The organism is Maritalea mobilis, assembly GCF_019800885.1.
In the GTDB taxonomy this organism is placed as follows: domain Bacteria; phylum Pseudomonadota; class Alphaproteobacteria; order Rhodobacterales; family Rhodobacteraceae; genus Roseibacterium; species Roseibacterium beibuensis.
Window position 1 is genome coordinate 712,152 of record NZ_JAHVKE010000002.1, and the last position, 26,272, is coordinate 738,423.

Genomic DNA, 26,272 nt, shown 5'->3' on the forward strand with positions numbered 1-26,272 from the left:
TGTGCAGGATCAACCGCGCAGGCCGCGACCCGCTCACCGGAGGAGCAAAAATGACCGATCAAAGCCCCAACGATCAGTTCCACGCCTCAAGCTTCATGCAGGGGCACAACGCCGCCTATCTCGAACAGCTTTACGCGCAATACGCCAACGACCCCGCCGCGGTGGACGAGGGCTGGCGCGCCTTCTTCGAAGCCCTGGGCGATTCCGAGATCGACGTGAAAGCCGAGGCGCAGGGCCCGTCCTGGGCGCGCCCCGACTGGCCGCCGCAGCCCGCCGATGACTGGACCAACGCCCTGACCGGCGAATGGCCGGCGGCGCAGGCCGAGGTCAAGGAAGCGGGCCGCAAGATCAAGGAAAAGGCGCTCGAAAAGGGCGTCGAGCTGAGCGACCAACAGGTGCAACGCGCCGTGCTGGATTCGATCCGCGCGCTCATGCTCATCCGGGCCTACCGGATCCGGGGGCATCTGGTGGCCGATCTCGACCCGCTTGGCATGCGCGACCAGACCCCGCATCCCGAGCTTGATCCGAAATCCTACGGCTTCACCGAGGCCGACATGGATCGCCCGATTTTCCTCGACAACGTGCTGGGGCTTCAGACCGCCTCGATCCGGCAGATCGTCGAGATCGTGAAGCGCACCTATTGCGGCACCTTCGCGCTGCAATACATGCACATCTCCGACCCCGAGCAGGCCGCCTGGCTGAAGGAGCGGATCGAAGGTTTCGGCAAGGAAATCGCCTTCACCCGCGAAGGGCGCAAGGCCATCCTGAACAAGATGGTCGAGGCCGAAGGCTTCGAGAAATTCCTGCACGTCAAGTACATGGGCACCAAGCGTTTCGGCCTCGATGGCGGCGAGTCGCTGATCCCCGCGATGGAGCAGATCATCAAGCGCGGCGGCGCCCTCGGCGTGAACGAGATCGTCATCGGCATGCCGCACCGGGGCCGCCTGTCGGTTCTGGCCAACGTGATGCAGAAACCCTATCGCGCCATCTTCAACGAGTTCCAGGGCGGCAGCTTCAAGCCCGAGGATGTGGACGGCTCGGGCGACGTGAAATACCACCTCGGTGCCTCCAGCGACCGGGAGTTTGACGGCAACACCGTTCACCTGTCGCTGACGGCCAACCCCTCGCACCTGGAGGCGGTGAACCCCGTCGTTCTGGGCAAGGTTCGCGCCAAGCAGGACCAGTTGGGCGATGCCGAGCGCAAGCAGGTTCTGGGCGTGCTTCTGCACGGCGACGCGGCCTTTGCAGGCCAGGGCATCGTGGCCGAGGGCTTTGGCCTCTCGGGCCTGCGCGGGCACCGCACCGGCGGCACGATCCATTTCGTGGTGAACAACCAGATCGGCTTCACCACCGCGCCGCATTTCTCGCGCTCCTCGCCCTATCCGACGGACATCGCCCTGATGGTCGAGGCGCCGATCTTCCACGTGAACGGTGACGACCCCGAGGCCGTGGTTCACGCCGCCAAGGTCGCGATCGAGTTCCGCCAGATGTTCGGCAAGGACGTGGTCATCGACATGTTCTGCTACCGCCGGTTCGGTCACAACGAGGGCGATGAGCCCATGTTCACCAACCCGCTCATGTACAAGAAGATCAAGACGCAGAAGACCACGCTGCAGATCTACACCGAGCGGCTGGTGAAGGACGGCCTGATCCCCGAGGGCGAGATCGAGGACATGAAGGCCGCCTTCCAGGCGCATCTGAACGAAGAGTTCGAGCGCGGCAAGGAATACAAGCCCAACAAGGCCGACTGGCTGGACGGGCGCTGGTCGCACCTCAACCGCGAGGGCGAGGAATACCAGCGCGGCGAAACCGCCATCGCGCCCGAAACCATGGCCGAGGTCGGGCGTGCCCTGACCACCGCGCCCGAGGATTTCACCCTGCACAAGACGGTGGGCCGCCTGCTCGAGTCGAAAAAGCAGATGTTCGAAACCGGCCAGGGGTTCGACTGGGCCACAGCCGAGGCGCTGGCCTTCGGCAGCCTGCTGACCGAAGGCTACCCCGTCCGCCTGTCGGGGCAGGATTCGACGCGGGGCACGTTCAGCCAGCGGCACTCCGGCCTCGTCGATCAATCGACCGAGGATCGCTACTATCCGCTCAACCACATCCGCGAGGGGCAGCAGAAATACGAGGTCATCGACTCGATGCTGTCGGAATACGCGGTGCTCGGGTTCGAATACGGCTACTCGCTGGCCGAACCCAACGCGCTGGTGATGTGGGAGGCCCAGTTCGGCGATTTCGCCAACGGCGCCCAGATCATGTTTGACCAGTTCATCTCGTCGGGCGAACGCAAGTGGCTGCGCATGTCGGGCCTTGTCATGCTGCTGCCGCACGGGTTCGAAGGGCAGGGGCCGGAACACTCCTCGGCCCGCCTCGAACGCTTCCTGCAGATGTCGGCCGAGGATAACTGGATCGTCGCCAACTGCTCGACCCCGGCGAACTATTTCCACATCCTGCGCCGCCAGATCCATCGCAGCTTCCGCAAGCCGCTGGTCCTGATGACGCCGAAATCGCTTCTGCGGCACAAACTGGCGATCTCGGATGCCGAGGATTTCACCACCGGGTCCAGCTTCCACCGCGTGCTGTGGGATGACGCCGAAAAGGGCCATTCCGACACGAAGCTCAAGGCCGACGACAAGATCCGCCGCGTCGTGATCTCGTCGGGCAAGGTCTATTACGACCTGCTCGAAGAACGCGACGCCCGTGGGATCGACGACGTTTACCTCCTGCGTCTCGAACAGTTCTACCCCTTCCCGGCGCTCGCGCTGATGAAGGAGTTGGAGCGTTTCAAGGGCGCCGAGATCGTTTGGTGCCAGGAAGAGCCCAAGAACCAGGGCGCCTGGACCTTCGTCGAACCGAACCTCGAATGGGTGCTGGGCCGCATCGGCGCCACCCATTCGCGCCCCCGTTACGCCGGTCGCGCCGCCAGCGCCTCGCCGGCAACGGGTCTCGCCAGCCAACACAAATCCCAACAAGCCGCGCTCGTGAACGACGCGCTGACCATCGAAGGGTAAGAAGACATGTCGATCGAAGTTCGCGTCCCCACCTTGGGCGAAAGCGTCACCGAAGCCACCGTGGCCACCTGGTTCAAGCAGCCGGGCGATTCCGTCGCGGTGGACGAAATGCTCTGTGAGCTGGAAACCGACAAGGTGACGGTCGAGGTGCCCAGCCCCGCCGCCGGCACGCTTGGCGAAATCGTCGCCGCCGAGGGCGAGACCGTGGGCGTCGACGCGCTCCTCGCCACGCTCAGCGAAGGGGAGGGCGCTGCCCCCGCCGCCAAGCCCGAAGCCAAGGCCGAGGCCGCGCCCGAAGCCTCGGGTGGCGGGGAAGCCGTCGACGTGATGGTCCCCGCGCTTGGTGAAAGCGTGACCGAGGCGACCGTCTCGACCTGGTTCAAGAAAGCGGGCGACACGGTCGCGCAGGACGAAATGCTGTGTGAGCTGGAAACCGACAAGGTCTCGGTCGAGGTTCCGGCCCCCGCCGCCGGTGTCCTGTCCGAGATCCTCGCCGGTGAAGGCGACACGGTCGAAGCGGGTGGCAAGCTTGCCATTCTGACAGCAGGCGAAGGCGCGGCCGCCTCGGCCCCCGCCGCCGCCCCGGCCCCGCAGGCCGCCGCCCCCGCATCCAGCACCGGCAAGGATGTCGAAGATGCCCCGTCGGCCAAGAAGCTGATGGCCGAAAAGGGCATCGACCCGGCCAACGTGCAAGGCACCGGCAAGGATGGCCGCATCATGAAGGAAGACGTGATGAAGGCCGCCTCGGGCGCTGCCGCCGCCGTAACCGCCGCTGCCCCGGCCCCTGCGCCTGCCGCCGCCCCCCGCGCGCCCAGCCCGGCCGAGGACGCCGCGCGCGAGGAGCGGGTCAAGATGACCCGCCTGCGCCAGACCATCGCCCGCCGCCTCAAGGACGCGCAGAACACCGCCGCGATCCTGACCACCTATAACGAGGTGGACATGACCGAGGTCATGGCGCTCCGCAACCAGTACAAGGACGCCTTCGAGAAGAAGCACGGCGTGCGCCTCGGCTTCATGTCCTTCTTCACCAAGGCCTGCTGCCACGCGCTGCGCGAAGTGCCCGAGGTGAATGCCGAGATCGACGGGCAGGAGATCGTTTACAAGAACTTCGTGCACATGGGCATCGCCGCCGGCACGCCCCAGGGCCTCGTCGTGCCCGTCATCCGCGACGCCGACCAGATGTCCTTTGCCGATCTCGAAAAGGCGATCGCCGAGAAGGGCAAGCGCGCCCGTGACGGCAAGCTCTCGATGGCCGAGATGCAGGGCGGCACCTTCACCATCTCGAACGGGGGTGTCTACGGCTCGCTCATGTCCTCGCCCATCCTGAACCCGCCGCAATCGGGTATCCTGGGCATGCACAAGATCCAGGAACGCCCGATGGTCATCAACGGCGAGATCAAGATCCGCCCGATGATGTACCTGGCCCTCAGCTACGACCACCGCATCGTCGACGGCAAAGGTGCTGTGACCTTCCTCGTCCGCGTGAAAGAGGCGCTGGAGGATCCCCGTCGCCTGCTGATGGATCTGTAATCCAGTGGCGGGATGAATCCCGCCCTACGGTGCGCCGTAGGGCGGGACTTGTCCCGCCTCTCCCTCCCTCTTCGGAGACATGGAATTGACCACCGAACTAACCGTCCTCACCCTCGCCGCGCTGTTGCAGGTCGTTCAGATCGGCCTGTTCTCGGTCACCGCGCAGGGGCAGGTCGGCACGGAATACGCGGCCGGCCCGCGTGATGAAAAGCGCGAATTGACCGGCGTCGCGGGCCGCCTGCAACGGGCGATGAACAACCATTTCGAGGGGCTGATTCTCTTCGGGATTGCCGCCGTCGTGATCTCGGTCTCGGACCAGTCCACCACCGTGACGCAGCTTTGCGCGCACGCCTATCTCATCTCGCGCATCCTCTACGTGCCGGCCTACGCGCAGGGGCTGACCCCTTGGCGCAGCCTGATCTGGGCCGTGGGGTTCGTCGCGACCGTCATCATGCTGATCGCCGCGCTTCTCTGAGGCGGCGGGTCAGCGGGTTTCACCCGCGGCGGGCAGATCCGCCGCGCATCATCATCTGGCCTCGTGTATGTACGGGGTGTGTACGGGGTGTGTACGCCCTGTGACTGCAAGAACTGGATAGGAGACACCCATGTCCCAGTACGATGTGATCGTGATCGGCTCCGGCCCCGGCGGCTATGTCTGCGCCATCCGCTGCGCGCAACTGGGCCTGAAAACGGCCTGCGTCGAAGGGCGCGAGACGCTTGGCGGCACCTGCCTCAATATCGGCTGCATCCCGTCCAAGGCGCTGCTGCATGCCTCCCACCAGCTGCATGAAGCGGAACACAATTTCGCGAAAATGGGCCTCAAGGGCAAATCCCCGTCGGTCGACTGGAAACAGATGCAGGCCTACAAGGACGACGTGATCGGCCAGAACACCAAGGGCATCGAATTCCTGTTCAAGAAGAACAAGATCGACTGGCTGAAAGGCTGGGGCTCCATCCCCGAGGCCGGCAAGGTCAAGGTCGGCGACGAGGTGCACGAGGCGAAAAACATCATCATCGCAACGGGGTCCGAGCCTTCGGCGCTGCCCGGAATCGAGATCGACGAGAAGGTTGTCGTAACCTCCGAGGGCGCGCTGTCGCTGCCCAAGATCCCCAAGAAGATGGTCGTGATCGGCGCGGGCGTCATCGGGCTGGAGCTTGGCTCGGTCTATGCCCGCCTGGGCGCCGAGGTGCAGGTGATCGAATTCCTCGACCAGATCACGCCCGGCATGGACGGTGAGGTCTGCAAGACCTTCCAGCGCCTTCTGGCGAAACAGGGCCTGTCCTTCACCCTCGGCGCGGCGGTCCAGTCGGTCGAGGCGACCAAGACCAAGGCCAAGGTCACCTACAAGCTGCGCAAGGATGACAGCGAGGCGACCGTCGATGCCGATGTCGTTCTGGTGGCGACGGGCCGCAAGCCCTATACGGATGGGCTTGGCCTCGACGCCCTCGGAGTCGAGATGTCCGAGCGCGGCCAGATCAAGACCGACGGCCACTGGGCCACGAATGTGAAGGGCGTCTACGCCATCGGCGACGCCATCGCCGGCCCGATGCTGGCCCACAAGGCCGAGGATGAGGGCATGGCCGTGGCCGAGGTGGTCGCGGGCAAGCATGCGCACGTGAATTACGACGTGATCCCGGGCGTGATCTACACCCACCCCGAAGTGGCCAGCGTCGGCCAGACCGAGGAGGCCCTGAAAGAGGCGGGACGCGCCTACAAGGTGGGCAAATTCTCGTTCATGGGCAACGGCCGCGCGAAGGCGAATTTCGCCGCCGATGGTTTCGTCAAGATCCTGGCCGACAAGGAGACCGATCGCATTCTGGGTGCGCATATCATCGGGCCGATGGCGGGCGATCTGATCCACGAGATCTGCGTCGCGATGGAATTCGGCGCCAGCGCGCAGGACCTTGCACTGACCTGCCACGCGCACCCGACCTATTCCGAGGCCGTGCGCGAAGCGGCGCTGGCCTGCGGTGACGGGCCGATCCATAGCTGAGACAGCCCGCGTCACGGCGGCCTGGACGGCCAGCTACACCCCCGCGCTGCGTGTCGCGCGGGGGGAGCGCCTATCGGCCGGAGGCACGGACCCGGACAACCCTGGCTGGCGCTGGTGCGTGAACGCAGAGGGCTTGGGTGGGTGGTTGCCCGAGGGCCTCGTGGTGGAGGGCCGGGCCAGCATGGCGTTCGACTCCGTGGAATTGACCGTTCGTGCCGGTGATCTTGTGACCTTGCTGGAAACGCATGCCGGTTGGTGGCTCTGCCGCCATGCGGATGGGTGTGTTGGCTGGGTGCCGGACGCCAACTTGGCGCGGACGGGCTGAGGCCCGAGGGATTTTGCGCCGCCCTTGGCGTCGCCCGGTGTCGCGGGGCAAGGGGTCTTGACCCCCTTGCCCCGCGCGCGCGTTCCGCGCGTGCATATTTTCCGGGATAAAGATCGGATCAGGTGGCGAGGAGCCGCAGGCCCTGGGTCACATCGGCCCGCACGGCGAGTCGCAGGCCGGGTTCGTCGCCTGCCTTCAGCGCGGCGAGGATCAGCTTGTGGTGCTGCGGCGGTTCGGTGCGGTTCAGCCGCCCGTAAAGCGCGCGCATCGTGGGGCCGAGTTGCAGCCAGACTGTTTCGGCCAAGGCCAGCATCGCCGGGGCCTGCGCGCGCAGGTAGAGCGTGCGGTGAAACTCGAGGTTGGAGCGGATATAGGCGACCGCGTCGCGGCGGGCGACGTTCTGGGCGATGGCGGCATTGATCGCTTCCATGCGCTCGATCAGCGCCGGATGTGCGCGGGGCAGGGCGCGGGCGGACAGCTCGGGTTCCAGAAGCGCGCGGATCGCGGCCAGTTCCTCGATGCGTTCGTTCGAGAGCTCGGGCGTCGAGACACGGCCCGAGGCGGAGAGAAACAGCGCGCCTTCGGAGACCAGCCGCCGGACGGCCTCGCGCGCGGGGGTCATGGAGACGCCGAATTCGCGGCCCAGACCGCGCAGGGTCATGGCCTGCCCCGGGCCGACCTCGCCATGCATGATGCGCGAGCGCAGGGCGCGGTAGACCCGGTCATGGGCAACGGCGGCGCCGGTATCGGTGGGGCGGGGGTTCATCAGCATGGCTGGGACCTACGTGCTGGGAGGACTGTCGAAGCGCCAGGACAGGAGGTCGGCGCCATGCGCCTTGAGCCATGCGCGGTGGCGGTCGGTCTCGGGGCAAAGCTGCTGGCAGACCGCCCAGAAGGCGGCAGAATGGTTCATCTCGGCGAGATGCGCGACCTCGTGGGCGGCGACGTAGTCGAGGATTTCGGGCGGCGCCATGATCAGCCGCCAGGAAAACATCAAATCCCCCCTGGCCGAGCAACTGCCCCACCGCGACCTTGGATCCCGCAGGCTGAGGCGACCGGGCACGCGCCCAAGCGTCTCGGCATGGCGGGCAACGGCGGAGGCGAGCCTGTCGCGGGCCAGAGCCGTGAGCAGGGCCTTGATCCGGGGCCCCTCCCGCGGGCCGGGCGGGACGTGGATGACACCGCCGTCGAAGCGCGCGGCGCGCCCCGCTCCGCTTTCGACCGGGCGGAGGGTGCCGCAGATCGGCACCATCGCGCCCACGCGCGCCAGCTTGGGGGGCGGGGCGTCCTGCAGGTGCCGGCGCACCCAATCCTCGCGCGCGCGCAGAAAGGCCAGCGCCTCGGCCTCGGGGGCCCATTGCGGCAGGCTGAGCGACACACGCCCGTCCGAGCGGCTGACACGCAGGGAAAAGCGTTTGGCGCGGGCGCTCCGGCGCAACCTGACTTCGACCGGCGGATCGCCGGGAAGTACATGGGTTGAAACAGGCGGTCTGGGTGCCAATCTCCGCTCCGGGGTTTGTTGTGGCCGGACCCTTCGCCGGATTGCCGGGAAAGGCTTTACACGCTTCCGACAGTATGGCAGATGGCCGCAATTCTCTCGATAGCGATGATTGAAGGGGGTGTCATGCCCAAAGAGGAATGGGGCGTTAAACGCGTTTGCCCCACGACCGGCAAACGGTTTTACGATCTGAACCAGAATCCGATCGTCAGCCCCTACACGGGGGAAGTCGTCGAACTGGATACCGGCAAGGGCGGACGCACGCTTGTCGCCGACAAGGCGGATCCGAAGACGGCCAAGAAGAAGTCGGAAGAGGACACCGATGACGAGGTGGTGCTCGACGACGATCTGGATATCGATGACGATTCGGATGTCGATATCGACGACGACGATGTGCTGGACGATGACGACGACAGCGATACGGTCGCGTTGGACGACCTGGCCGATGTCGCGTCGGACGACAGCGACGAAAGCTGATCGCGGCAGCGGCGGATGCGCTGGTGGGGCAGGTGATTTTTTCGCTTGAACTGCCCGGTCAGTGCCACTAAACCGCCGCTACCGAACGCGCCGGGCAGCCGGTGCAGGATGGGGCCATAGCTCAGTTGGGAGAGCGCTTGCATGGCATGCAAGAGGTCAGGGGTTCGACTCCCCTTGGCTCCACCAAATCCTTCCCGGACATTGCATCGTGCCGCTTGAGATGCGTCTGCCTGCATGTCCAGAAAACGAAAACGCCGCCCGATTGGGCGGCGTTTCGCGTTCTGGCCTTTGGGCGGATCAGGCCGCGGCGGGCGTATTGCCGCCGCCATTTCCCTTTTTCTGCATCCCGAGGTCCGCACCGATGGCCCGTCCCCAGGCGCGAACGTCGTAGCGGCTCACGGCGCGGCGCAGGTCGGCCATGCGGGCGCGGCGCTCGTCCTCGGGCATGTCGAGGGCCGTGAAGATGGCGCTGTCCATGGAGCGGTAGGAGAACGGATTGGTGATGACCGCCGAACCAAGCTCGACCGCGGCGCCGGCGAATTCCGACAGCACGAGAACCCCGTCGCCATCGGTGCGCGAGGCGATGAATTCCTTGGCGACAAGGTTCATGCCGTCGGCCAGCGGCGTGATCCAGGCCACGTCGGCGGCCCGGTAATAGGCGATCAGTTCCGAGAAGGGGATCGCCCGCGAGATCAGCGCGATCGGCTGCCAGTCGAGCCGCCCGAACCGGCCATTGATCCGACCGGCGGCCTGTTCGATATCGCTTTGGATTTCCTCGTAGGCGGTCATGTTGCGGTTGGCCGCGACCGAAACATGCATGAGCCGCACCTTGCCCACCAACTCGGGGTGTTTTTCCAGCAAGCGCTCGAAGCTGGCGAGCTGTTCAAGGCCACCCTTGGTGTAATCGGTGCGGCCCACCGACAGGATCAGCTTGGCGGCGCCCATTTCCTCGCGGATCTGTGCGGTGCGCTCAGTGGTCTCGGGGCTGTCGGCGTTTTTCTCGACGAAGGGCACGTCCACGCCCACGGGCGCCACGCTGATTTCCACCTCGCGGCCCTTGTAGGAAACGCGGGTCGGCACCGTGCGCTCGTTCAGCGCCGTGCCCTCGAAGGTCAGGTTCTCGCTGACGGCTTCACGGTCTTCGACGGTCACGTCCAGCAAGCTGCGTGCGACCGAGACGAAGTTGGTGGCGTATCGCGGGATGTGGAACCCGACCACGTCGCAGGCCAGGAGGCTTTCCACGATCTCGCGTCGCCACGGCAAGACGTTAAAGACGTCCGCCGAGGGGAAGGGCGTGTGGTGGAAGAAGGCGATGCGCAGGTCGGGGCGCATCTGGCGCAGGTAGCCGGGCACAAGCCACAGGTTGTAGTCATGCACCCACACCAGCGCGCCATCCGAGGCCTCGGCCGCCGCCGCCTCGGCAAAGCGCCAGTTCACCTCGCGGAAATTGGGCCAGTCCACCGGGTCGTAATCGTAGCGTTCCTTGAAGGAATGCAGGATCGGCCAGAAGGCGGATTTCGACGTGACGTGGTAGAACTCGTGCACCTGCTCCTTGGTGAGGGGCAGGCGCGAGACGGAGTATTTGCCGTAGGCATCGTCGATCTCGACCACTTGCTCGAAGCCGGGATTGGCGCTGTCTTCGGCCAGTTTCCAGGCGATCCAGGCGCCGTGATCGACCGCGCCGAAAAAGCTTTTCAGCGTCGGGACGATGCCATTCGGGCTCTTGTTCTCCTGGAAGGTGACCTTGCCGTCCTTGTCCTCGACTTCCTCGTAGGGTTGGCGGTGGTAAACGATGACCAGATCCGATGCCATGGCTGTAATCCCCCCTTAGCTTGCGGCCAGGAACTCGAAACGCAGGATCGCCTCGGCGATGCCGGCGACCCCATGTTCCTTGGCAAGATGCACGTGGTCGTGCCCATCCAGCGCCTCGATCAGCGCGGCCTCGGAATTGCCGACCGCAACGGCGGGCACGCCCATGGCAAGCATCGAGTGGTCGTTCATCGTATCGCCCGCCACGAGGCATTTGCGATTGTCGATGCCCAGGTGCTCCAACAGGCGCAGCAGGGACGGACCCTTGCTCACGTCCTTGGGCAGAACGTCGAAATAGCAATCGGCGGAGACGAGGGAATCGAGCCCCATCTCGGCCACGATGTCATAGGCGACCGGGTCAAAACGGTTCGGGTCCATGTCGTAGCTGACACGATAGCGGAAGGCGGCCGATTGCAGCTTGAGGCCCGAGACGCGGTGCAGCGCGCTTTCAACCTTGCGATTGGCATCGCCCCACTTCTCTGCGATCTCGGCTTCGAGCTCTTCGATGGGGGATACGTGATTGCTGTCGTCGAACGCGGCAATCGTGGTGCCGACATCGCCGATCACGTAGTCGGGGCGCGGCACGCCCTGCTTGCGCGTCAGATGGGTGATGAAGCCCGGGTCGCGCCCGGTGACGAAGATCAGCCCGACACGGGACCGGTTCTCTTCAATCCAATCATAGAAAGAGCGGCGCTCCTCGTCGGTGCCGCCCAGGAAGGTGCCGTCCAGATCGGTGGCAAGCACCAGGTCCTTGTCGGCGATGGTCGGAATGTCGATTTGCTCGTGTCGGGTCATGATATCCTTTCTGCCAGCGTTTGTACGGCGGAATCATCCGCCGGATGGGTCAGCGACAGCGCCATCGTGCGCGGTTCGGACTCGATCGGTCGGGCCCAAAGCGCGGCGAATGCATCGCCGAGGGCGGCTCCATCGAAGAGGATGGAGCGCACCGTTTCACAGATCGGCATCGGCACATTCAGGCGCCGCGCCAGGTCCGTGACGGATTTCGCATTGCGCTCGCCTTCCACGACGACGGGGGCGCCGTCGAAGCAGTCTGCGCGCGCAATACCTTTGCCTAACTGCTGACCCAGCGACATGTTCCGTGACGTGGGCGAAGAACATGTCAGGGTCAGGTCACCGACCCCGGACAGGCCGGTGACGGTCTCGCGCCGGCCACCCAGGGCTTCGGCCAGCGCCTTCATCTCGTCCACGCCGCGCGTGATCAGCGCGGCACGGGTGTTTTCGGCAAAGCCCGCGCCCGTCATCATGCCGCAGGCGATGGCGATGACGTTCTTGACCGCGCCGCCGACCTCGACCCCGATCGGGTCGTCCGAGACATAGGCCCGGAAGCTTTCGGTCGTCAGCGTCACGGCAAAGCGGGCCGCCGCGCTGTCCCCGGGGTGCAGCCGGTCGCGGTAGGAGAACGGGAAGGCCGCAACCGCCGCCGTCGGATGGTTGAGCGCCGTTTCCCGCGCGAAGGTCGGGCCGGACACGACGCCGACGGGGTGCCCTTTCAATTCCTCTTCCGCCACCTGCGTCATCAGAAGGCCCGTTTCGCCCTCGATCCCCTTGGCGCAGATGCTGATCGGGATGCCCGGCGCCGCGTGCTCGGCCACTTGGCGGGCGACCAGCCGCACGGATTGGGACGGCACCACGATCATCGCGGCCTCGGCCCCGTCGAGTGCGGCCTTCATCTCGTGCACGGCCAGCAGCGTTTCGGGCAGGTCGACATCATCCATGTAGCGCGGGTTTCGGTGGTCGCGGTTGATCGCGTCCACCACCTCGCCCGAGCGGCCCCATAGCCGCACCGTACTGCTCGCCCGCGCCGCCGTCGCGGCAAGCGCCGTTCCCCAGGACCCCGCACCGATGACGGCAAGACGGGAAAAAGGTTTCGCATGATGCGGAAGCGGGTCGCCATTGACGGGTTGGATCTTCATGTCTTCTCCGTGTTTTGGGCGCGGGGCGGTGCGCCTGGGGCCGTGTGGGGCCATGTCGCCTGTTACGCTACGGAACTCGGCACCCTGTCGGGTTTGCGTCGGCGGCGGCGGGGGTAGCGGTGATAGCGCTACCAATGCGGGGCATTCAACGAAGCATGTACTAAACAATGGGGCTTGTCCGTCGCGCTTCAACCTCCATGCCGCAACTGCATCCCGAAACGGCCCGCCGATCCACGACCTGCCTAATTATTAGGCAGCATCCTCGGCGGATTGGTTCATTTCACCCCTTATGGAGGATTTTTTGCCGGATTGCGACACTTGATGCGTCGTTTTTTGACCTTCCGGCGTTCGGTGCCTAGATAGGACCGGAAGCGGTGTGTCTGCTGCACCGCGGCATCAAAACAGGAGGGCCCCACCCGATGACCAGCACTGTTCGCACCGCAATCTTCCCCGTCGCCGGCCTCGGCACACGGTTTCTGCCGGCCACCAAGGCGACCCCGAAGGAGCTTTTGCCGGTCATCGACACGCCCCTGATCCAGTACGCTATCGACGAGGCTCGCGCCGCCGGTGTCGAACGCATGGTGTTCGTCAGCCACCCGTCCAAGACCGCCATCCAGCGCCATGTGATGGATGACGTGCGCTTGCGACAGGAATTGTCCGAGCGCGGCAAGGGCGCGCTGGCCGACGAATTGCAAGAGGCCGCCCTGTGCCCCAAGGCCGATGACGTGGCCTTCACCATGCAGAACGAGCAATTGGGCCTTGGGCATGCAGTTCTGTGCGCCAAACCCTTCGTCCTGCCGGGGCCGGTCGCGGTGATCCTGCCCGATGACCTGATCCTCGGGGAGCCCGGCTGCCTGTCGGAAATGGTCGAGGCGTACGAGACCGCTGGCGCCGGCCACATGATCGCGACGATGACCGTCGCGCCGGAAGAGACGAAGAAATACGGCATCCTGTCGGTCACCGGCAGCGAAGGCCGCCTGATGCGCGCCGATGGCATGGTCGAGAAGCCCGATCCCGCCGACGCCCCGTCGCAAGAGGCCGTCGTGGGCCGCTACATCCTGCATCACGATATCTTCGACGCGCTGGAAACCCAGACCCCCGGTGCGGGCGGCGAGATCCAGTTGACGGATGCCATTGCCCGCGGCGCAACGGAGTACGGGCTTGCCGGGTGGCGTTTCTCGGGCATCCGGTTCGACTGCGGCTCCAAGCCGGGCATGTTGCGCGCGACGCTCCACCTCGCCGCGCAAGACCCGGAATATGCCGAGGTTCTTGCCGAGCTAGCCCCGGCAGCCGCGACACCGCCGCGCGCGGCCTGATCCATTCCCATTGCGCCCGGGGCGCCTTGCGGGCAAAACCCGGGTCGATCGCTGGACAGCCCCCCGCCGCCTGCTACCGTTGCGCGGCGCGGGCAGGGCGCCCGGCCAAGAAATGGGAGAGAGGGACAGATGGCGAAACTGGCATTCCTGGGTCTGGGCGTGATGGGCTACCCCATGGCGGGGCACCTGAAAGCGGCGGGTCACGACGTGACCGTGTACAACCGCACGACCGCCAAGGCAGAGAAATGGGCCGCCGAGCATGGCGGCAGCTTTGCCGCCACCCCGCGTGAAGCGGTCGCCGGCTGCGATTTCGTCATGGCCTGCGTCGGCAACGATGACGATCTGCGCTCGGTCGTGACCGGCGCGGATGGTGCGCTTGCCGGGATGAAAGAGGGCGCGATCTTCGTCGATCACACGACCGTTTCCGCCATCGTGACCGAGGAACTGGCCGCCGCGGCCGCCGAAAAGGGCATCGGCTGGGTCGATGCGCCCGTTTCCGGCGGGCAGGCCGGGGCCGAGAATGGCCAGCTTGCCATCATGTGCGGGGGGGAAGAGGCCCACTTTGCCGCCGCCGAGCCGGTGATGGACTGCTATTCCAAGATGACCGAGCATTTCGGCCCCGTCGGCTCGGGCCAGAAGACCAAGATGGTCAACCAGATCTGTATCGTGGGCGCGATCCAGTCGATTTCCGAAGGCCTCTATTTCGCGATGAAGGCGGGGCTCGACCCCAAGAAGGTCGCCAACCTTGTCAGCCAGGGCGCGGGCGGATCGTGGCAATTGGCCAACCGCGCGGGCACGATGGTGGATAACGAGTTCAACCACGGGTTCGCCGTCGACTGGATGCGCAAGGATCTCGACATTGCGCTAACCCAGGCCGACGAGATGGGCCTGTCGCTGCCCGTCACCGCGCTGGTCGACCAGTTTTACGCCGAGGTGCAACAACTGGGCGGCGGCCGGTGGGACACCTCCAGCCTGATCCAGCGCTTCCGCCGGATGAACGGCGAAGAGGTCTGACGCGTCGGTGGCGTTCACCCTGACCGACACCGGCGCGCTCTCCGGGGCGGGGTTCGACACGATCATCGACGTCCGCAGCCCCGCGGAATTCGCCGAGGATCATATCCCCGGCGCGATCAACTTGCCTGTCTTGTCGAACGAGGAACGCGCGCAGGTCGGAACGATCTACGTGCAGGAGAGCCCGTTTCGCGCCCGCAAGATCGGCGCTGCGCTGGTCGCGCGGAATGCCGCCCGTCACATCGAAGACAGCCTGATGGGCTTCGATGGTGGCTGGCGGCCGCTCGTCTATTGCTGGCGCGGCGGGCAGCGGTCGGGGTCCTTCACCTCGATCCTGCAACAGATCGGCTGGCGGGCCGAGGTGTTGGAGGGCGGCTACCGCACGTGGCGGCGGATGGTGGTGAAGACGCTCTACGACGATCCGCTGCCCTTTCGCATCCTGCGGCTCGACGGGTTCACCGGAACCGCCAAAACCGCGCTACTGGCCGAGGTGGCGGCGCAGGGCGGGCAGGTGATCGACCTGGAAGGGTTGGCCAATCATCGCGGGTCGATCCTTGGCGATATCGAAGGCGATCAGCCGGCGCAGAAAGGGTTCGAGTCGGCCCTGGTGAGTGCGTTGGACCGGTTGGATCCGGGCCGACCCGTGCTGGTGGAGGCGGAATCGGCCCGGATCGGCAGCTTGCGCATCCCGCCGCAGATGTGGGTCGCCATGCGCGACAGCCCGCGCCTCGTGATCGAGGCACCCGTTGCCGCCCGCGCGGAATTCCTCGCCCAAGCTTACGCCGGTCTTGCCGCTGACAAACCCGCCCTGACCGAACGGCTGAACAAGCTGCGGACGCTTGCGGGGCATGACACGGTCGATGGATGGCTGGTGCTGCTGGAGGAGGGCCGGTTGGTCGAACTGTCCGCCTCACTGGTCGAACGCCATTACGACCCGGCCTATGCCCGTCTGCGAAAGGGCGATGAAAGCCCGGTTCTGGCCCGGCTCCAGTCCGACAGGCTCGATCCCGCTGCTCTCAAGGCGCTTGCCGGCCGGATCCGCGACACGCTCGACGCCTGAGCGGGCGTTTTCCTCGAGGAAAACGGCCCGGAAAACTCGAGTTTTCTGCCCCCTCCCGGCCCGACCGTCGCGCTATGCCGCGCCGGTGCCCCCTTGGCCTTTCCGCTTGGCTTCGGTAGGGAACCCGGCGACGCGAGGAAAGAGGCGTGGAACCCATGGACAAGAGCTTCAACGCGGCCGAGGCCGAGGCCCGCATCATGCAGGAATGGCAGGCGAAGGACTGCTTCAAGGCAGGCGCCAACGCCAAGCCCGATGCCGACCCGTTCTGCATCATGATCCCGCCGCCAAACGTGACGGGCGTTTTGCATGTGGGCCATGCCTTCAACAACACGCTTCAGGACGTTCTGGTCCGCTGGCACCGGATGCGCGGCTTCGACACGCTGTGGCAGCCCGGCACGGATCACGCCGGCATCGCCACGCAGATGGTCGTCGAGCGCGAACTGGCGAAAGAGGGCAAATCGCGCCGCGACATGACCCGCGAGGATTTCCTGTCCCATGTCTGGGCGTGGAAAAAGCAGTCGGGCGGCACGATCCGCGAACAGCTCAAGCGCCTCGGCGCGTCGTGTGACTGGTCGCGCGAGGCCTTTACCATGTCCGGCGCGCCCGGCGCCCCCGAGGGCGAAGAGGGCAATTTCCACGATGCCGTCATCAAGGTCTTCGTCGACATGTACAACAAGGGCTTCATCTACCGCGGCAAGCGGCTGGTGAACTGGGACCCGCATTTCGAGACCGCCATTTCGGATCTCGAGGTCGAGAATATCGACCAGCAGGGCCACATGTGGCACTTCAAGTACCCGCTCGCCGGCGGCGAAACATACACCTATGTCGAGAAGGACGAGGATGGGAACGTTATCCTCGAAGAGGAACGCGACTACATTTCGATCGCGACCACCCGGCCCGAGACGATGCTGGGCGATGGCGCGGTTGCCGTGCATCCCGATGATGCCCGCTATGCGCCGATCGTCGGCAAGCTTTGCGAAATCCCGGTCGGGCCCAAGGAACACCGCCGTCTGATCCCCATCATCACCGATGAATACCCCGACCCCGATTTCGGCTCGGGCGCGGTCAAGATCACCGGCGCGCATGATTTCAACGACTACGGCGTGGCCAAGCGTGGCGGGATTCCCTGCTACCGCCTGATGGATGAGAAAGCCCATCTGCGCGACGATGGCGTGCCCTACGCCGAGGCCGCCGCCATCGCGCAGGAGGTCGCCAACGGCACGCGCACCCTGACCGAGACCGAGGCCGATGCCCTGAACCTTGTGCCTGACCACCTGCGCGGGCTGGAGCGGTTCGAGGCGCGCAAGCGCGTCGTCGAGGAGATCACCGAGGAAGGCCTCGCCGTGATGACCCGCGCCGATGACCCGCGTCTTGGCAAGGCCGCGGTCAAGGCAGAGGACGAAGCCGCGTCGCACCCTGTGCCGCTGGTCGAGGAAAAGGTCATCACCCAGCCCTTCGGCGACCGCTCCAAGGTGGTGATCGAACCGATGCTGACCGACCAGTGGTTCGTCGACACCGCCAAGATCGTCGGCCCCGCGCTGGATGCCGTCCGCGACGGGCGCACGACGATCATGCCGGAACAGCACCGCAAGGTGTATTTCCACTGGCTTGAAAATATCGAGCCCTGGACGATCTCGCGCCAGCTGTGGTGGGGGCACCAGATCCCCGTCTGGTACGGGTTCGACCTTGGCAGCCACGGCTTCGTCGATGACGAGGGCGACGGGCAACTCGATATCGTCGAGATGCTGCGCCTCCTGTCGGCGCAGACCCTGCTGAAGGGTGATGAACGCCATCACGCCGCCCATGATTTCGAGGCCGTCTCGGGCCAGTTCGCCGATGTGCTGGCCAAGCTGCCCGCGCCGCTGAACCATGCGCAGGTGATCGAAGTCGAGGATCGGCACGCTGCCGCCCATGCGCTGGCCGAAAGCCTTGCGCAATACAACCTCAGCGAAGACCCCACGCATCTGGTTTATCCCGTCTGGCGCGATGCCGACGTTCTGGATACGTGGTTCTCGTCCGGGCTCTGGCCCATCGGGACGCTCGGCTGGCCCGAGCAAACTCCTGAATTGCAGCGCTATTTCCCGACCTCTGTCCTGATCTCGGGCTTCGACATCATCTTTTTCTGGGTCGCCCGGATGATGATGATGCAACTGGCCGTGGTGGACGAAATCCCGTTCAAGCAGGTCTATGTCCACGCGCTCGTCCGCGACGAGAAGGGCCGCAAGATGTCGAAATCCATCGGCAACGTGCTGGACCCGCTGGAACTGATCGACGAGTTCGGCGCCGATGCCGTCCGTTTCACGCTGACCGCGATGGCGGCGATGGGGCGCGACCTGAAACTGTCGAAAGACCGCATCGCGGGCTATCGCAATTTCGGCACCAAGCTGTGGAATGCTGCGCGCTTTGCCGAGATGAACGAGTGCAAGCCGGTTCCTGGGTTCGACCCGGCCTCGGTCACGCAGACGGTGAACAAATGGATCATCGGCGAAACCGCCCGCGCGCGGCTGGCCCATGACGAGGCACTCGGCGCCTTCCGGTTCAACGATGCGGCGAACGGCCTTTACGCCTTTGTCTGGGGGCGCGTCTGCGACTGGTACCTCGAATTTGCCAAGCCGCTTTTCGCCAGCGGCGACGAGGCCGTGATCGCCGAAACCCGCGCGACGATGGCCTGGGTGATCGACCAGTGCCTGATCCTGCTGCACCCCACCATGCCCTTCGTCACCGAAGAGCTTTGGGGCGAAATCGCGGATCGCGACACGATGCTGATCCATGCCGATTGGCCGAGCTATGGCGAGGAACTGATCGACCGGGCCGCAGATGCCGAGATGACCTGGGTTCTGTCCCTGATCGAAGAGGTCCGCTCGGTCCGGCAGCAGATGCATGTGCCAGCCGGCCTCAAGGTGCCGCTCTTGCAGTTGCAACTCGATGCCGACAAGCAGGCCGCTTACGACGCCAACGCGATGATGATCGACCGCCTTGCGCGGATCGAGGAGTTGCGCGTGGTCGAGGAGTTGCCGAAGGGTGCCGTGACCGTCGCCGTCGAGGGGGGCACCTTCGGCCTGCCCATCGCCGATTACATCGATGTCGAGCAGGAGAAGGAGCGCCTTGAAAAGGTGCTCGGCAAGCTTGGCAAGGAAATCGGTGGCCTCAAGGGGCGGCTCTCGAACCCGAAATTCGCGGAAAGCGCGCCGGAAGAGGTGGTGCAGGAAACCCGCGAGAACCTCGCCGCACGCGAAGAGGAAGAGGGCAAGATCCGCGCCGCGTTGGAGCGTCTCAGCGCCCTTGGGTGATTGACCTGCTGACATCCGGTTGCCCGTCGCCACGGGCGGCCGGATGCGGTAGACTGGGCGCATGTCCGGTTTCTTCGACAAACTGGCCGAACGCCAGATGCAGAAGGCCTTGGCCGAGGGGAAGCTCTCGCGCCTTGAGGGCGAGGGCAAACCCTTGCCGGAGCATCCCGAAGAGGCTTTTGTCAGCGCGGGCGAGGCCGTCGGCTATCGCATGATGGCCGAACATGGCGCCTTGCCCGAAGAGGTCGAACTGCGCCGCGCGGTCGAGGCTGCGAAAGCTGCCTATGCCGAGGCCGTGACCGAGGACGCGAAACGCCGCGCCATGGCCCTGATCGCAGAACTGGAGATGAAGCTCGCCATCGCGACCGAGGCGCGCAAGGCCTTCATGCGGTGAAACCTCCATTGCCGCAGGGGTGCCGCTTGGGCGACACTGGACCTGTAGAAGCAAAGGAGTGCGCCATGCCCCGCCGTCTTTTCGCCCTTCTTGCCGCCGCGACGCTGGCGGCCCCTGCCGCCCACGCCACCGCCGATGGCCCCGATGCCTGGCGCGTCACGGGTGTCGCGTCCAACGACGTGCTGAACGTGCGGGTCGGACCGGGCACCGATTATTTCGTGATCGACCAACTGCCTCATGACGCGCGCGGCGTTCAGATGGGGGTCTGCGTGCCCACGGTCACCCGCGATCAGTTCTTCGCCCTCAGCCCCTCGGCACAGGCTGCGCTGAACAATTACACGGCGTGGTGCCTGGTCGAATGGCAGGGCACGCAGCGCGGCTGGGTCAACCGCCGCTACCTGACCGAGGATATGGAGTGAGGCGATGGCGGTGCCTCCTCATATCGTCACCTATGGCCTCGGGGCGGTGACGGGCCTTGGGCTGTCGGTGCTGGCTTGGCGGGTCTGGACATTTGGGCCCGAGGGGGCGGGCATCGCCGGACGGCGTTCGGGGGTCGTGGCTTGGGTCGTGGACGGTCTGGTGGCACTGATCGGTCCGGGCGGTGCGGCGGGGCTGATCGCCGCGCTCGCTCTGGGGGCGCTGGCCTACGCGATCAGGTTGGGCCGACGGCAGGCGCGCGATGCCATGGGCTAGCGCACCACCTTGTCCACGGCGCGCATCGCCCCGAGCGCCTTGTCATAGACCAGCGTGAGGATGCGGCGCGACCTGACACGCGCCGCGATCGGGGGCAGCACGCGCACCACTCCGGCCGCGGCGGTGACCGCGAGAAACCCGCGTCTGTTCAGATCGGGCATGGCGCCCCTCCTGCTTGCGTCGAACGGCCCATAGCCTAGCGGCACAAGACATCTTGCGCGGGGGGAGAATTTCGGATTTTTCTCCGCGCCATGTCGAACGCATCCACCCCCCCGCGCTACACCGATCTGCTCAACAGCCTGCCGGCCACGGTGCCCTTTGTCGGCCCCGAGACGCAGGAACGCGCGCGGGGTGCGCGTTTCGACGCCCGTCTCGGCGCGAATGAAAGCGTGTTCGGCCCCAGCCCCCGCGCCGTCGCGGCCATCGCCGAAGCGGCCAGGGACGCCTGGATGTACGGCGACCCGGAAGGGTTCGAGTTGCGCAGCGCGCTGGCCGCCCATCACGCCGTCGGGATCGATAACATCGTCCTGGGCGAGGGGATCGACGGGTTGCTGGGCTATCTCGTGCGCATGCTGGTGGCCGAGGGCGATGCCGTTGTCACGTCTGACGGGGCCTACCCGACCTTCAACTACCACGTCGCGGGCTTCGGCGGCACGCTGCACAAGGTGCCCTATGCGGGCGATGCCGAGGATCCCGAGGCGCTGATCGCCAAGGCGCGCGAGGTGAACGCCAAGCTGGTCTACCTCGCCAATCCCGACAACCCGATGGGCAGCTGGCATGACGCCGCCCGTGTTCGGGGAATGATCGACGCCTTGCCCGAGGGCACCGTGCTGGCGCTGGACGAGGCCTATGTCGACACCGCGCCCGCAGAGGCCGTTCTGCCGCTCGACCTGAGCCATCCGCGCGTGATCCGGTTTCGCACCTTCTCCAAGGCCTATGGTCTTGCGGGGCTGCGCGTGGGCTATGCGTTGGCAGCCCCCGAGTTCATCGCCGCGTTCAACCGGATTCGGAACCATTTCGGCATGGGGCGCGTGGCACAGGCGGGGGCGCTGGCGGCGTTGCAGGATCAGGACTACTTGCAGTCGACCGTTGCGCGCATCGCCACCGCCCGCGAGCGCATCGCGCAGATCGCGCGGGACAACGGCCTGACGCCTCTGCCCTCGGCCACGAATTTCGTCACAGTCGATTGCGGCGCGGATGGCGATTTCGCCCGCGCCGTCCTTGGCCGGTTGGTCGCGCGCGGCATCTTCGTGCGCATGCCCTTCGTCGCCCCGCAGGACCGCTGCATCCGCATTTCCTGTGGCACGGAGCGCGATCTCGACCGGTTGGCCGAACAGCTTCCGCTTGCGCTGGACGAGGCGCGCAGCGCGGGCTGAACCTTTCCCTGCGACATTTTGGCACTAGGTTCCTCGGCACGCTCCCCAAAGCCGAGGACCCCTGCCATGATGCATTTTCGCCTGTTTTTCGGGGTGCTCGTCGCCTTCGGTGTTTTCGCGCTGTTCGTCCTTTGGGCGCTGACCGGCCCGCTGGGGGCGTTCCTTGCGGCGGCGCTGACGCATCTGCTGCTGCGCGCCTGCGAACGCCAGCAGGACGCGCAACTGGCGCTCGCGCGCAAGACGCGCGAAGATGATCTCCGCCGCGCCTTCCGGGGCGAGGAGTGACGATCAGCCTTCGGCGATGACCTTCATCGCTGCTTCCAACCCGGTGGGCCCGTGCGGGACCTGCAGCGCGGCCATCCCGGCCTGAAGGCTCCCCAGAACGCCGAGGACCATATGCGCGTTCACGTGGCCCATATGCCCGATGCGCAGGAAGTCCGCCGGATCGCCGCCCGGCCCCTCGACGCCGCCCAGGGGAATGCCCAACGTGACCCCGGCTTCCGAGGTCATCCAGTCGCGCAGACGCTGCCCGTTGCCGGGGCCGAAATTGACCGTCGTCACCGCGCAGGAGCGTTTGTCCGTCTCGGCGATGTTGGCGCGCACCGGCCCGGCCTGACCCCAAACATCCACCGCGGCCCAGACCGCGCGGGCGAGCGTGCTGTGGCGTGCCCAGACATTCTCCAGCCCTTCTTCCTTGATCATGTCGATCGCGGTGCGCAGGCCATAAAGGTGATGCGTGGGCGCGGTGCCGTTGAAGTAGCGGTAGAACTCGGTCACGTCGACGCGTGGGCGCCAGTCCCAGTAGGGCGTGACAAGGTTCGCGTCCGACCGCGCCCGGTCCGCCTTGTCGTTGAAAAAGACAAAGCCCATGCCCGGCGGGGTCATCAGGCCCTTCTGGCTGCCCGTCACCATCAGGTCGACGCCCCAGTCGTCCATGTGGAACTCGTCACAGGCCAGGCAGGCGATGTTGTCCGAAAACAGGAGTGCCGGGTGGCCCACGGTATCGAGCACGTCGCGCAGGCCGCGAATGTTGTTCTTCACGCTGGTCGATGTGTCGACCTGCACCGCCATGACGGCCTTGATCTGGTGATCGGTATCGGCCTCCAGCGCCTCGGCCACGCGGGCCAGATCCACGTCGGATTGCTGCCCGAAATCGATCACCTGGCAATCGACGCCCATCTGCGCCGCGAATTCCCCCCAGCCGAGGCAGAACCGCCCGGTGCCGAGAACGAGGATCTTGTCGCCGCGCGACAGGGTGTTGGAGATCGCCGCTTCCCATGCGCCGTGGCCGTTGGTGATATACATGGCCACGTTGTGCTTGGTGCGCGCAATCGCCTTCAGGTCCGGCACCAGCCCGTGCACCATCTCGACCAACTCGCCGGTATAGATGTTCGGCGCGGGGCGATGCATCGCCTGCAACACACGGTCGGGCATGACGGACGGGCCGGGGATGGCAAGGTAATGGCGACCGTTGGCGAGGCTCATGTCGGGGGCTCCTTTTCTCGGACGGACGAGAGTTACGCCCGCGCTTTGACGGGGTCAATCGTGGGGCATGGCTTGCGCAAGGCGCTGACATGATTAGCTGTTGGATGGCAAATCAGCGGAGGTGATGCATGATCGGTGAGCAGGCTGAAAACCGGGTGGTTCTGCGCCTTACCGGGGGTGAGCGCGAACATTTCCTGCATGGGCTTGTCACGCGCGACGTGGGCAAGCCGGGCGACGGCCTGACCTACGCTGCCTTGTTGACGCCGCAGGGCAAATACCTGGCCGATTTCTTCCTGCTCAATCGGGGTGACGACCTGCTGCTCGATGTAGATGGCGGCATTGCGCAGGCGCTGGCGCAGCGGCTCATGATGTACAAGCTGCGCGCGGACGTGGGGATCGAGGAGAGTGGCCTGCCGGTTGCACGCGGCTTGGGCGAGCCCCCCGAGGGCGCGTGGCCCGACCCGCGCCACCCCTCGCTCGGGTGGCGGGCCTATGGCGTCGAGGCAGCGGCGCCGTCGATCGATTGGGACGCGATCCGCGTGGCCGCCTGCATCCCGGAGACGGGCATCGAGCTGATCCCCGACGACAGCTACATCTTGGAGGCCGGGTTCGACCGGCTGTCGGGCGTGGATCACCGCAAGGGGTGCTACGTGGGGCAAGAGGTGACCGCACGGATGAAGCACAAGACCGAGCTTCGCAAAGGCCTCGTGACCGTAAGCGTCGATGGCTCGGCCCCGGTGGGCACGCCCATCACCGATGCCGATGGCCGCGCGGTCGGTACGCTTTATACACAGGCGAAGGGGCAGGGCATTGCCTATCTGCGCTATGATCGCGCCGGTGGCGAGATGTGGGCGGATACCGCGAAACTTAAGTGGAATGGGGAAAAGCCTGTTTAAAAGCCTGTGAGTTCAGCCGTTTTCTGAAAGCTCAGATCAGCAGGCCCGCGGCCCCCTCGTGGCGGAGGAGCCAGACCTTCGCTTCGATCCCGCCCGGCGCGCTGAACCCGCCGAGCGAGGTCGCGCCAAGCGCGCGGTGGCAGGGGATGAGGATCGGCACGGGGTTCGCGCCGCAGGCCTGGCCGATGGCTTGGGCTGGCGCGCCCAGGTCCTTGGACAGGTCGCCATAGGTCCGCGTTTCACCGAAGGGGATGGCCGACAGCGCGTCCAGCACCCGACCGGTCAGTCCGCTGACATGCGGGTGTAACGGCACGGTAAAGCGTTCCAACCGTCCGTTGAAATAGGCCGTCACCTCGTCCAAGGCGGCGATCAGGAGCGGATCGTCGCCACCCTCTGCGACGCCCCAGCCGCTGGCCACCACCGCCCCGTCCGCGACCTCGACCCAGACCGGGCCAAGGTGGGTGTCGACCGATCCTTTCACGAAAGCCCGCCGTCCAGCCGCAACCGGATCGGACCGCGTGCCGTGACCGGATCGACCGCTGCGCCCCGCTGGGTGGCGATCAGCGGCAGACCTGCCGCCACCCGGCGCACCTCTGGCATGAGCGGACGCCAGTCCGCGGACAGCGCCCGCGCGACCTCTGACGGGCAGAAGCTCTTGTCCGCCCCGCGCAACCGCGCGAGGCGCATCAGTTCGACAGCGATGGCGTCATCGCTTGCGCCGGTCACTCGGCTGCCTGCACCTTGTCTTGCGTCTTGGTGTCGAAATCCGACGCGTCATGGCGCTCCCACAACTGCTCGGCCGGGTCGCCGAAGGTGCGGTTGACCATCTTGCCGCGCTGCACCGCCGGGCGGTCAAAGAACCGGTCCGCCCATGCCACGACGTTCTTGTAATCCTGCACCGACAGGAACTCGCCCGCGTCATAGGCCTCGCCCATCACCAGCCGGCCATACCAAGGCGCGATGGCGATATCGGCGATGGTGATGTCGTCACCCACCATCCAGTCGCGCCCGGCAAGGTGGCGGTCCAGCACGTCCAACTGCCGCTTGGTCTCCATCGCGAAGCGGTTGATCGGGTATTCCATCGGCTCGGGCGCATAGGCGTAGAAATGGCCGAAGCCGCCGCCCAGATAGGGCGCGCTGCCCATTTGCCACATCAGCCAGGACAAAAGCTCGGGCCGATCCTCGGGCTTGCCAAGGAAGGCCCCGAATTTCTCGGCCAGATGCAGCAGGATCGCACCGGATTCAAAGACGCGAAACGGGGTGTCGCCCGACCGGTCCACCAGCGCCGGGATCTTGGAATTCGGGTTGATCTCGACAAAGCCCGATCCGAACTGGTCGCCGTCCCCGATACGGATCAGCCACGCGTCGTATTCCGCGTCATGGCCTGCGGCCAGCAACTCCTCGAACATCACGGTGACCTTCACTCCGTTCGGCGTGCCCATTGAGTAGAGCTGGAACGGGTGCTTGCCCACCGGAAGCTCCTTTTCGTGGGTCGCTCCGGCGATGGGGCGGTTCAGGCTGCCCCATTTGCCGCCATTCTCCGCATCCCACGTCCAGACCTTGGGGGGCGTGTACGCTTGGCTATCCGTCATTGCACAGATCCTCTTGCTGCCATTGCCCCACACATAGCCACCCAACGGCCCGAGACCAATGCGCAGAGGCGCAGGAACCCTGTGCGTCCGGCGCGCGTTGCCCTTTCAAGCAAGCAAAGGAGGCTGTCATGCTGACCACCGACACCATTCAGGAATTCGACCCCGGCATCGCCAACGTTCACGCGTTCCGCATCACCGGTGCGGTCACCCGCGACGACATGGCCGCGATGGGCGAGCGCATGAACACGCTGTTCGATGCGCTGCCGAAGGACAGAAAAATCGACATGCTGCTGGTCTTCGACACCGATCGCAGCGCCGAGGCTGGTGCAAACTGGTCCACAGATGCGATGACGGCGCAGGCCAAGGCCGTGACGAATGTCCGCAATTACGTCGTGGCAAACGCCCCGGGCGATGCGGGCGGCATCGTCGAGACCGTGGGCAGGGTCCTGCCGGTCGAGGCAAAATCCTTCGACAGCGAAGAGGCCGCGCTGGCGTGGCTCAAGACCGATCAGGCGGAGGCGGCCTGACCCGGCAACTTCAAGGTGCTCAAAGAGTGACGAGTATCAAGGGCGCGCCGATCC

The 26,272-nt window shown here is 65.7% G+C and carries 27 protein-coding genes and 1 tRNA gene; 18 read left to right on the forward strand and 10 right to left on the reverse strand.

What is annotated here, in order from left to right; genetic code table 11:
• Positions 1-50 precede the first annotated feature (50 nt).
• From KUV65_RS12380 to KUV65_RS18210, 5 genes are all read left to right on the forward strand, one after another.
• Positions 51-3,011, forward strand: coding sequence for a 2-oxoglutarate dehydrogenase E1 component (locus KUV65_RS12380; RefSeq protein ID WP_222190995.1), 2,961 nt, complete (start codon positions 51-53; stop codon positions 3,009-3,011).
• A 6-nt stretch (positions 3,012-3,017) separates the two neighbouring features.
• Positions 3,018-4,541, forward strand: a complete 1,524-nt coding sequence (gene odhB / locus KUV65_RS12385; protein WP_222190996.1) for a 2-oxoglutarate dehydrogenase complex dihydrolipoyllysine-residue succinyltransferase — start codon at positions 3,018-3,020, stop codon at positions 4,539-4,541.
• A 79-nt stretch (positions 4,542-4,620) separates the two neighbouring features.
• Positions 4,621-5,016, forward strand: a complete 396-nt coding sequence (locus tag KUV65_RS12390) for an MAPEG family protein (protein ID WP_222190997.1) — start codon at positions 4,621-4,623, stop codon at positions 5,014-5,016.
• 130 nt (positions 5,017-5,146) lie between these two features.
• Entirely contained in the window at positions 5,147-6,535 is a 1,389-nt protein-coding gene (gene lpdA / locus KUV65_RS12395; protein ID WP_222190998.1) for a dihydrolipoyl dehydrogenase, read from the forward strand.
• The gene (locus KUV65_RS18210; protein ID WP_222190999.1) at positions 6,513-6,860 is read left to right on the forward strand and encodes an SH3 domain-containing protein; all 348 of its coding nucleotides are present in this window, start codon (positions 6,513-6,515) and stop codon (positions 6,858-6,860) included. Before lpdA ends, KUV65_RS18210 begins: the two co-directional genes overlap by 23 nt.
• A gap of 118 nt (positions 6,861-6,978) precedes the next feature.
• Here the strand turns inward: KUV65_RS18210 and KUV65_RS12405 are convergent, their stop codons facing one another.
• Together KUV65_RS12405 and KUV65_RS12410 are read right to left on the reverse strand one after the other, a co-directional pair.
• Positions 6,979-7,632 carry a GntR family transcriptional regulator gene (locus KUV65_RS12405; RefSeq protein ID WP_308124665.1) on the reverse strand — a complete coding sequence of 218 codons (654 nt, stop codon included), beginning with the start codon at positions 7,630-7,632 and terminating at the stop codon, positions 6,979-6,981.
• Positions 7,633-7,641: 9 nt separating this feature from the next.
• Positions 7,642-8,298 carry a M48 family metallopeptidase gene (locus tag KUV65_RS12410; RefSeq protein WP_222191000.1) on the reverse strand — a complete coding sequence of 219 codons (657 nt, stop codon included), beginning with the start codon at positions 8,296-8,298 and terminating at the stop codon, positions 7,642-7,644.
• Positions 8,299-8,484: 186 nt separating this feature from the next.
• Here KUV65_RS12410 and KUV65_RS12415 point away from each other — a divergent pair, with 186 nt between their 5' ends.
• Together KUV65_RS12415 and KUV65_RS12420 are read left to right on the forward strand one after the other, a co-directional pair.
• On the forward strand, positions 8,485-8,835 hold the full coding sequence (locus tag KUV65_RS12415) for a TIGR02300 family protein (protein WP_222191001.1): 351 nt from the start codon (positions 8,485-8,487) through the stop codon (positions 8,833-8,835).
• A gap of 110 nt (positions 8,836-8,945) precedes the next feature.
• Positions 8,946-9,021 (forward strand) — tRNA-Ala (locus KUV65_RS12420).
• A 111-nt stretch (positions 9,022-9,132) separates the two neighbouring features.
• On the opposite strand, the gene ggpS is transcribed toward KUV65_RS12420, so the two are convergent.
• From ggpS to KUV65_RS12435, 3 genes are read right to left on the reverse strand one after another with little or no spacing between them, the layout of a single operon-like run.
• Entirely contained in the window at positions 9,133-10,647 is a 1,515-nt protein-coding gene (gene ggpS, locus KUV65_RS12425; RefSeq protein ID WP_222191002.1) for a glucosylglycerol-phosphate synthase, read from the reverse strand.
• 15 nt (positions 10,648-10,662) lie between these two features.
• A complete protein-coding gene (locus KUV65_RS12430) occupies positions 10,663-11,439 on the reverse strand; it encodes an HAD-IIB family hydrolase (protein WP_222191003.1) in 777 nt (258 codons plus the stop codon).
• Entirely contained in the window at positions 11,436-12,578 is a 1,143-nt protein-coding gene (locus tag KUV65_RS12435; RefSeq protein ID WP_222191004.1) for an NAD(P)H-dependent glycerol-3-phosphate dehydrogenase, read from the reverse strand. The genes KUV65_RS12430 and KUV65_RS12435 overlap by 4 nt, the downstream gene beginning before the upstream one ends.
• 419 nt (positions 12,579-12,997) lie before the next feature.
• Between KUV65_RS12435 and KUV65_RS12440 the strand changes: the two genes are divergently transcribed.
• The 7 genes from KUV65_RS12440 (at position 12,998) to KUV65_RS12470 (ending at position 20,342) form a co-directional block, all read left to right on the forward strand.
• Positions 12,998-13,894 (forward strand): UTP--glucose-1-phosphate uridylyltransferase, encoded by an 897-nt coding sequence (locus KUV65_RS12440; RefSeq protein ID WP_222191005.1) that lies wholly within the window; start codon positions 12,998-13,000, stop codon positions 13,892-13,894.
• 51 nt (positions 13,895-13,945) lie between these two features.
• Positions 13,946-14,908 (forward strand): NAD(P)-dependent oxidoreductase, encoded by a 963-nt coding sequence (locus KUV65_RS12445; protein WP_261331792.1) that lies wholly within the window; start codon positions 13,946-13,948, stop codon positions 14,906-14,908.
• Positions 14,909-14,915: 7 nt separating this feature from the next.
• The gene (gene mnmH / locus KUV65_RS12450) at positions 14,916-15,965 is read left to right on the forward strand and encodes a tRNA 2-selenouridine(34) synthase MnmH (RefSeq protein ID WP_222191007.1); all 1,050 of its coding nucleotides are present in this window, start codon (positions 14,916-14,918) and stop codon (positions 15,963-15,965) included.
• Positions 15,966-16,120: 155 nt separating this feature from the next.
• Entirely contained in the window at positions 16,121-19,255 is a 3,135-nt protein-coding gene (locus tag KUV65_RS12455; RefSeq protein ID WP_222191008.1) for a valine--tRNA ligase, read from the forward strand.
• Positions 19,256-19,316: 61 nt separating this feature from the next.
• Positions 19,317-19,649, forward strand: coding sequence for a DnaJ family domain-containing protein (locus KUV65_RS12460; RefSeq protein WP_222191009.1), 333 nt, complete (start codon positions 19,317-19,319; stop codon positions 19,647-19,649).
• Positions 19,650-19,714: 65 nt separating this feature from the next.
• Positions 19,715-20,068 (forward strand): SH3 domain-containing protein, encoded by a 354-nt coding sequence (locus KUV65_RS12465; protein WP_222191010.1) that lies wholly within the window; start codon positions 19,715-19,717, stop codon positions 20,066-20,068.
• A gap of 4 nt (positions 20,069-20,072) precedes the next feature.
• Positions 20,073-20,342 carry a hypothetical protein gene (locus KUV65_RS12470; protein WP_222191011.1) on the forward strand — a complete coding sequence of 90 codons (270 nt, stop codon included), beginning with the start codon at positions 20,073-20,075 and terminating at the stop codon, positions 20,340-20,342.
• On the opposite strand, the gene KUV65_RS12475 is transcribed toward KUV65_RS12470, so the two are convergent.
• Positions 20,339-20,503 carry a twin-arginine translocation signal domain-containing protein gene (locus KUV65_RS12475; protein WP_222191012.1) on the reverse strand — a complete coding sequence of 55 codons (165 nt, stop codon included), beginning with the start codon at positions 20,501-20,503 and terminating at the stop codon, positions 20,339-20,341. The two genes, KUV65_RS12470 and KUV65_RS12475, sit on opposite strands and share 4 nt — an antisense overlap.
• 90 nt (positions 20,504-20,593) lie before the next feature.
• Here KUV65_RS12475 and KUV65_RS12480 point away from each other — a divergent pair, with 90 nt between their 5' ends.
• Together KUV65_RS12480 and KUV65_RS12485 are read left to right on the forward strand one after the other, a co-directional pair.
• Positions 20,594-21,718 (forward strand): pyridoxal phosphate-dependent aminotransferase, encoded by a 1,125-nt coding sequence (locus tag KUV65_RS12480; RefSeq protein WP_222191013.1) that lies wholly within the window; start codon positions 20,594-20,596, stop codon positions 21,716-21,718.
• A 66-nt stretch (positions 21,719-21,784) separates the two neighbouring features.
• On the forward strand, positions 21,785-22,003 hold the full coding sequence (locus KUV65_RS12485) for a hypothetical protein (protein ID WP_222191014.1): 219 nt from the start codon (positions 21,785-21,787) through the stop codon (positions 22,001-22,003).
• Between the two features lie 3 nt (positions 22,004-22,006).
• Here KUV65_RS12485 and KUV65_RS12490 read toward each other — a convergent pair whose 3' ends face one another.
• Complete coding sequence (locus tag KUV65_RS12490; RefSeq protein ID WP_222191015.1) at positions 22,007-23,203, reverse strand: pyridoxal-phosphate-dependent aminotransferase family protein; 1,197 nt, start codon at positions 23,201-23,203, stop codon at positions 22,007-22,009.
• Positions 23,204-23,331: 128 nt separating this feature from the next.
• Between KUV65_RS12490 and ygfZ the strand changes: the two genes are divergently transcribed.
• Positions 23,332-24,099 (forward strand): CAF17-like 4Fe-4S cluster assembly/insertion protein YgfZ, encoded by a 768-nt coding sequence (gene ygfZ, locus KUV65_RS12495; RefSeq protein ID WP_222191016.1) that lies wholly within the window; start codon positions 23,332-23,334, stop codon positions 24,097-24,099.
• Between the two features lie 31 nt (positions 24,100-24,130).
• Here the strand turns inward: ygfZ and KUV65_RS12500 are convergent, their stop codons facing one another.
• The 3 genes from KUV65_RS12500 to yghU are packed head-to-tail and all read right to left on the reverse strand — an operon-like array spanning position 24,131 to position 25,691.
• Complete coding sequence (locus KUV65_RS12500; protein WP_222191017.1) at positions 24,131-24,580, reverse strand: methylated-DNA--[protein]-cysteine S-methyltransferase; 450 nt, start codon at positions 24,578-24,580, stop codon at positions 24,131-24,133.
• A complete protein-coding gene (locus tag KUV65_RS12505; protein WP_222191018.1) occupies positions 24,577-24,825 on the reverse strand; it encodes a DUF3253 domain-containing protein in 249 nt (82 codons plus the stop codon). The genes KUV65_RS12500 and KUV65_RS12505 overlap by 4 nt, the downstream gene beginning before the upstream one ends.
• The gene (gene yghU / locus KUV65_RS12510; RefSeq protein WP_222191019.1) at positions 24,822-25,691 is read right to left on the reverse strand and encodes a glutathione-dependent disulfide-bond oxidoreductase; all 870 of its coding nucleotides are present in this window, start codon (positions 25,689-25,691) and stop codon (positions 24,822-24,824) included. The genes KUV65_RS12505 and yghU overlap by 4 nt, the downstream gene beginning before the upstream one ends.
• 128 nt (positions 25,692-25,819) lie before the next feature.
• Between yghU and KUV65_RS12515 the strand changes: the two genes are divergently transcribed.
• A complete protein-coding gene (locus tag KUV65_RS12515; protein ID WP_222191020.1) occupies positions 25,820-26,218 on the forward strand; it encodes a SpoIIAA family protein in 399 nt (132 codons plus the stop codon).
• Positions 26,219-26,272 lie beyond the last annotated feature (54 nt).

Bases quoted from the DNA above. Each gene is read 5' to 3' on its own strand.
- KUV65_RS12380 (WP_222190995.1), top strand. From the start codon at position 51: ATGACCGATCAAAGCCCCAACGATCAGTTCCACGCCTCAAGCTTCATG.
- odhB (WP_222190996.1), top strand. From the start codon at position 3,018: ATGTCGATCGAAGTTCGCGTCCCCACCTTGGGCGAAAGCGTCACCGAA.
- KUV65_RS12390 (WP_222190997.1), top strand. From the start codon at position 4,621: ATGGAATTGACCACCGAACTAACCGTCCTCACCCTCGCCGCGCTGTTG.
- lpdA (WP_222190998.1), top strand. From the start codon at position 5,147: ATGTCCCAGTACGATGTGATCGTGATCGGCTCCGGCCCCGGCGGCTAT.
- KUV65_RS12405 (WP_308124665.1), bottom strand. From the start codon at position 7,632: ATGCTGATGAACCCCCGCCCCACCGATACCGGCGCCGCCGTTGCCCAT.
- KUV65_RS12415 (WP_222191001.1), top strand. From the start codon at position 8,485: ATGCCCAAAGAGGAATGGGGCGTTAAACGCGTTTGCCCCACGACCGGC.
- ggpS (WP_222191002.1), bottom strand. From the start codon at position 10,647: ATGGCATCGGATCTGGTCATCGTTTACCACCGCCAACCCTACGAGGAA.
- KUV65_RS12430 (WP_222191003.1), bottom strand. From the start codon at position 11,439: ATGACCCGACACGAGCAAATCGACATTCCGACCATCGCCGACAAGGAC.
- KUV65_RS12435 (WP_222191004.1), bottom strand. From the start codon at position 12,578: ATGAAGATCCAACCCGTCAATGGCGACCCGCTTCCGCATCATGCGAAA.
- KUV65_RS12440 (WP_222191005.1), top strand. From the start codon at position 12,998: ATGACCAGCACTGTTCGCACCGCAATCTTCCCCGTCGCCGGCCTCGGC.
- KUV65_RS12455 (WP_222191008.1), top strand. From the start codon at position 16,121: ATGGACAAGAGCTTCAACGCGGCCGAGGCCGAGGCCCGCATCATGCAG.
- KUV65_RS12460 (WP_222191009.1), top strand. From the start codon at position 19,317: ATGTCCGGTTTCTTCGACAAACTGGCCGAACGCCAGATGCAGAAGGCC.
- KUV65_RS12465 (WP_222191010.1), top strand. From the start codon at position 19,715: ATGCCCCGCCGTCTTTTCGCCCTTCTTGCCGCCGCGACGCTGGCGGCC.
- KUV65_RS12470 (WP_222191011.1), top strand. From the start codon at position 20,073: ATGGCGGTGCCTCCTCATATCGTCACCTATGGCCTCGGGGCGGTGACG.
- KUV65_RS12475 (WP_222191012.1), bottom strand. From the start codon at position 20,503: ATGCCCGATCTGAACAGACGCGGGTTTCTCGCGGTCACCGCCGCGGCC.
- KUV65_RS12480 (WP_222191013.1), top strand. From the start codon at position 20,594: ATGTCGAACGCATCCACCCCCCCGCGCTACACCGATCTGCTCAACAGC.
- KUV65_RS12485 (WP_222191014.1), top strand. From the start codon at position 21,785: ATGATGCATTTTCGCCTGTTTTTCGGGGTGCTCGTCGCCTTCGGTGTT.
- KUV65_RS12490 (WP_222191015.1), bottom strand. From the start codon at position 23,203: ATGAGCCTCGCCAACGGTCGCCATTACCTTGCCATCCCCGGCCCGTCC.
- ygfZ (WP_222191016.1), top strand. From the start codon at position 23,332: ATGATCGGTGAGCAGGCTGAAAACCGGGTGGTTCTGCGCCTTACCGGG.
- yghU (WP_222191019.1), bottom strand. From the start codon at position 25,691: ATGACGGATAGCCAAGCGTACACGCCCCCCAAGGTCTGGACGTGGGAT.
- KUV65_RS12515 (WP_222191020.1), top strand. From the start codon at position 25,820: ATGCTGACCACCGACACCATTCAGGAATTCGACCCCGGCATCGCCAAC.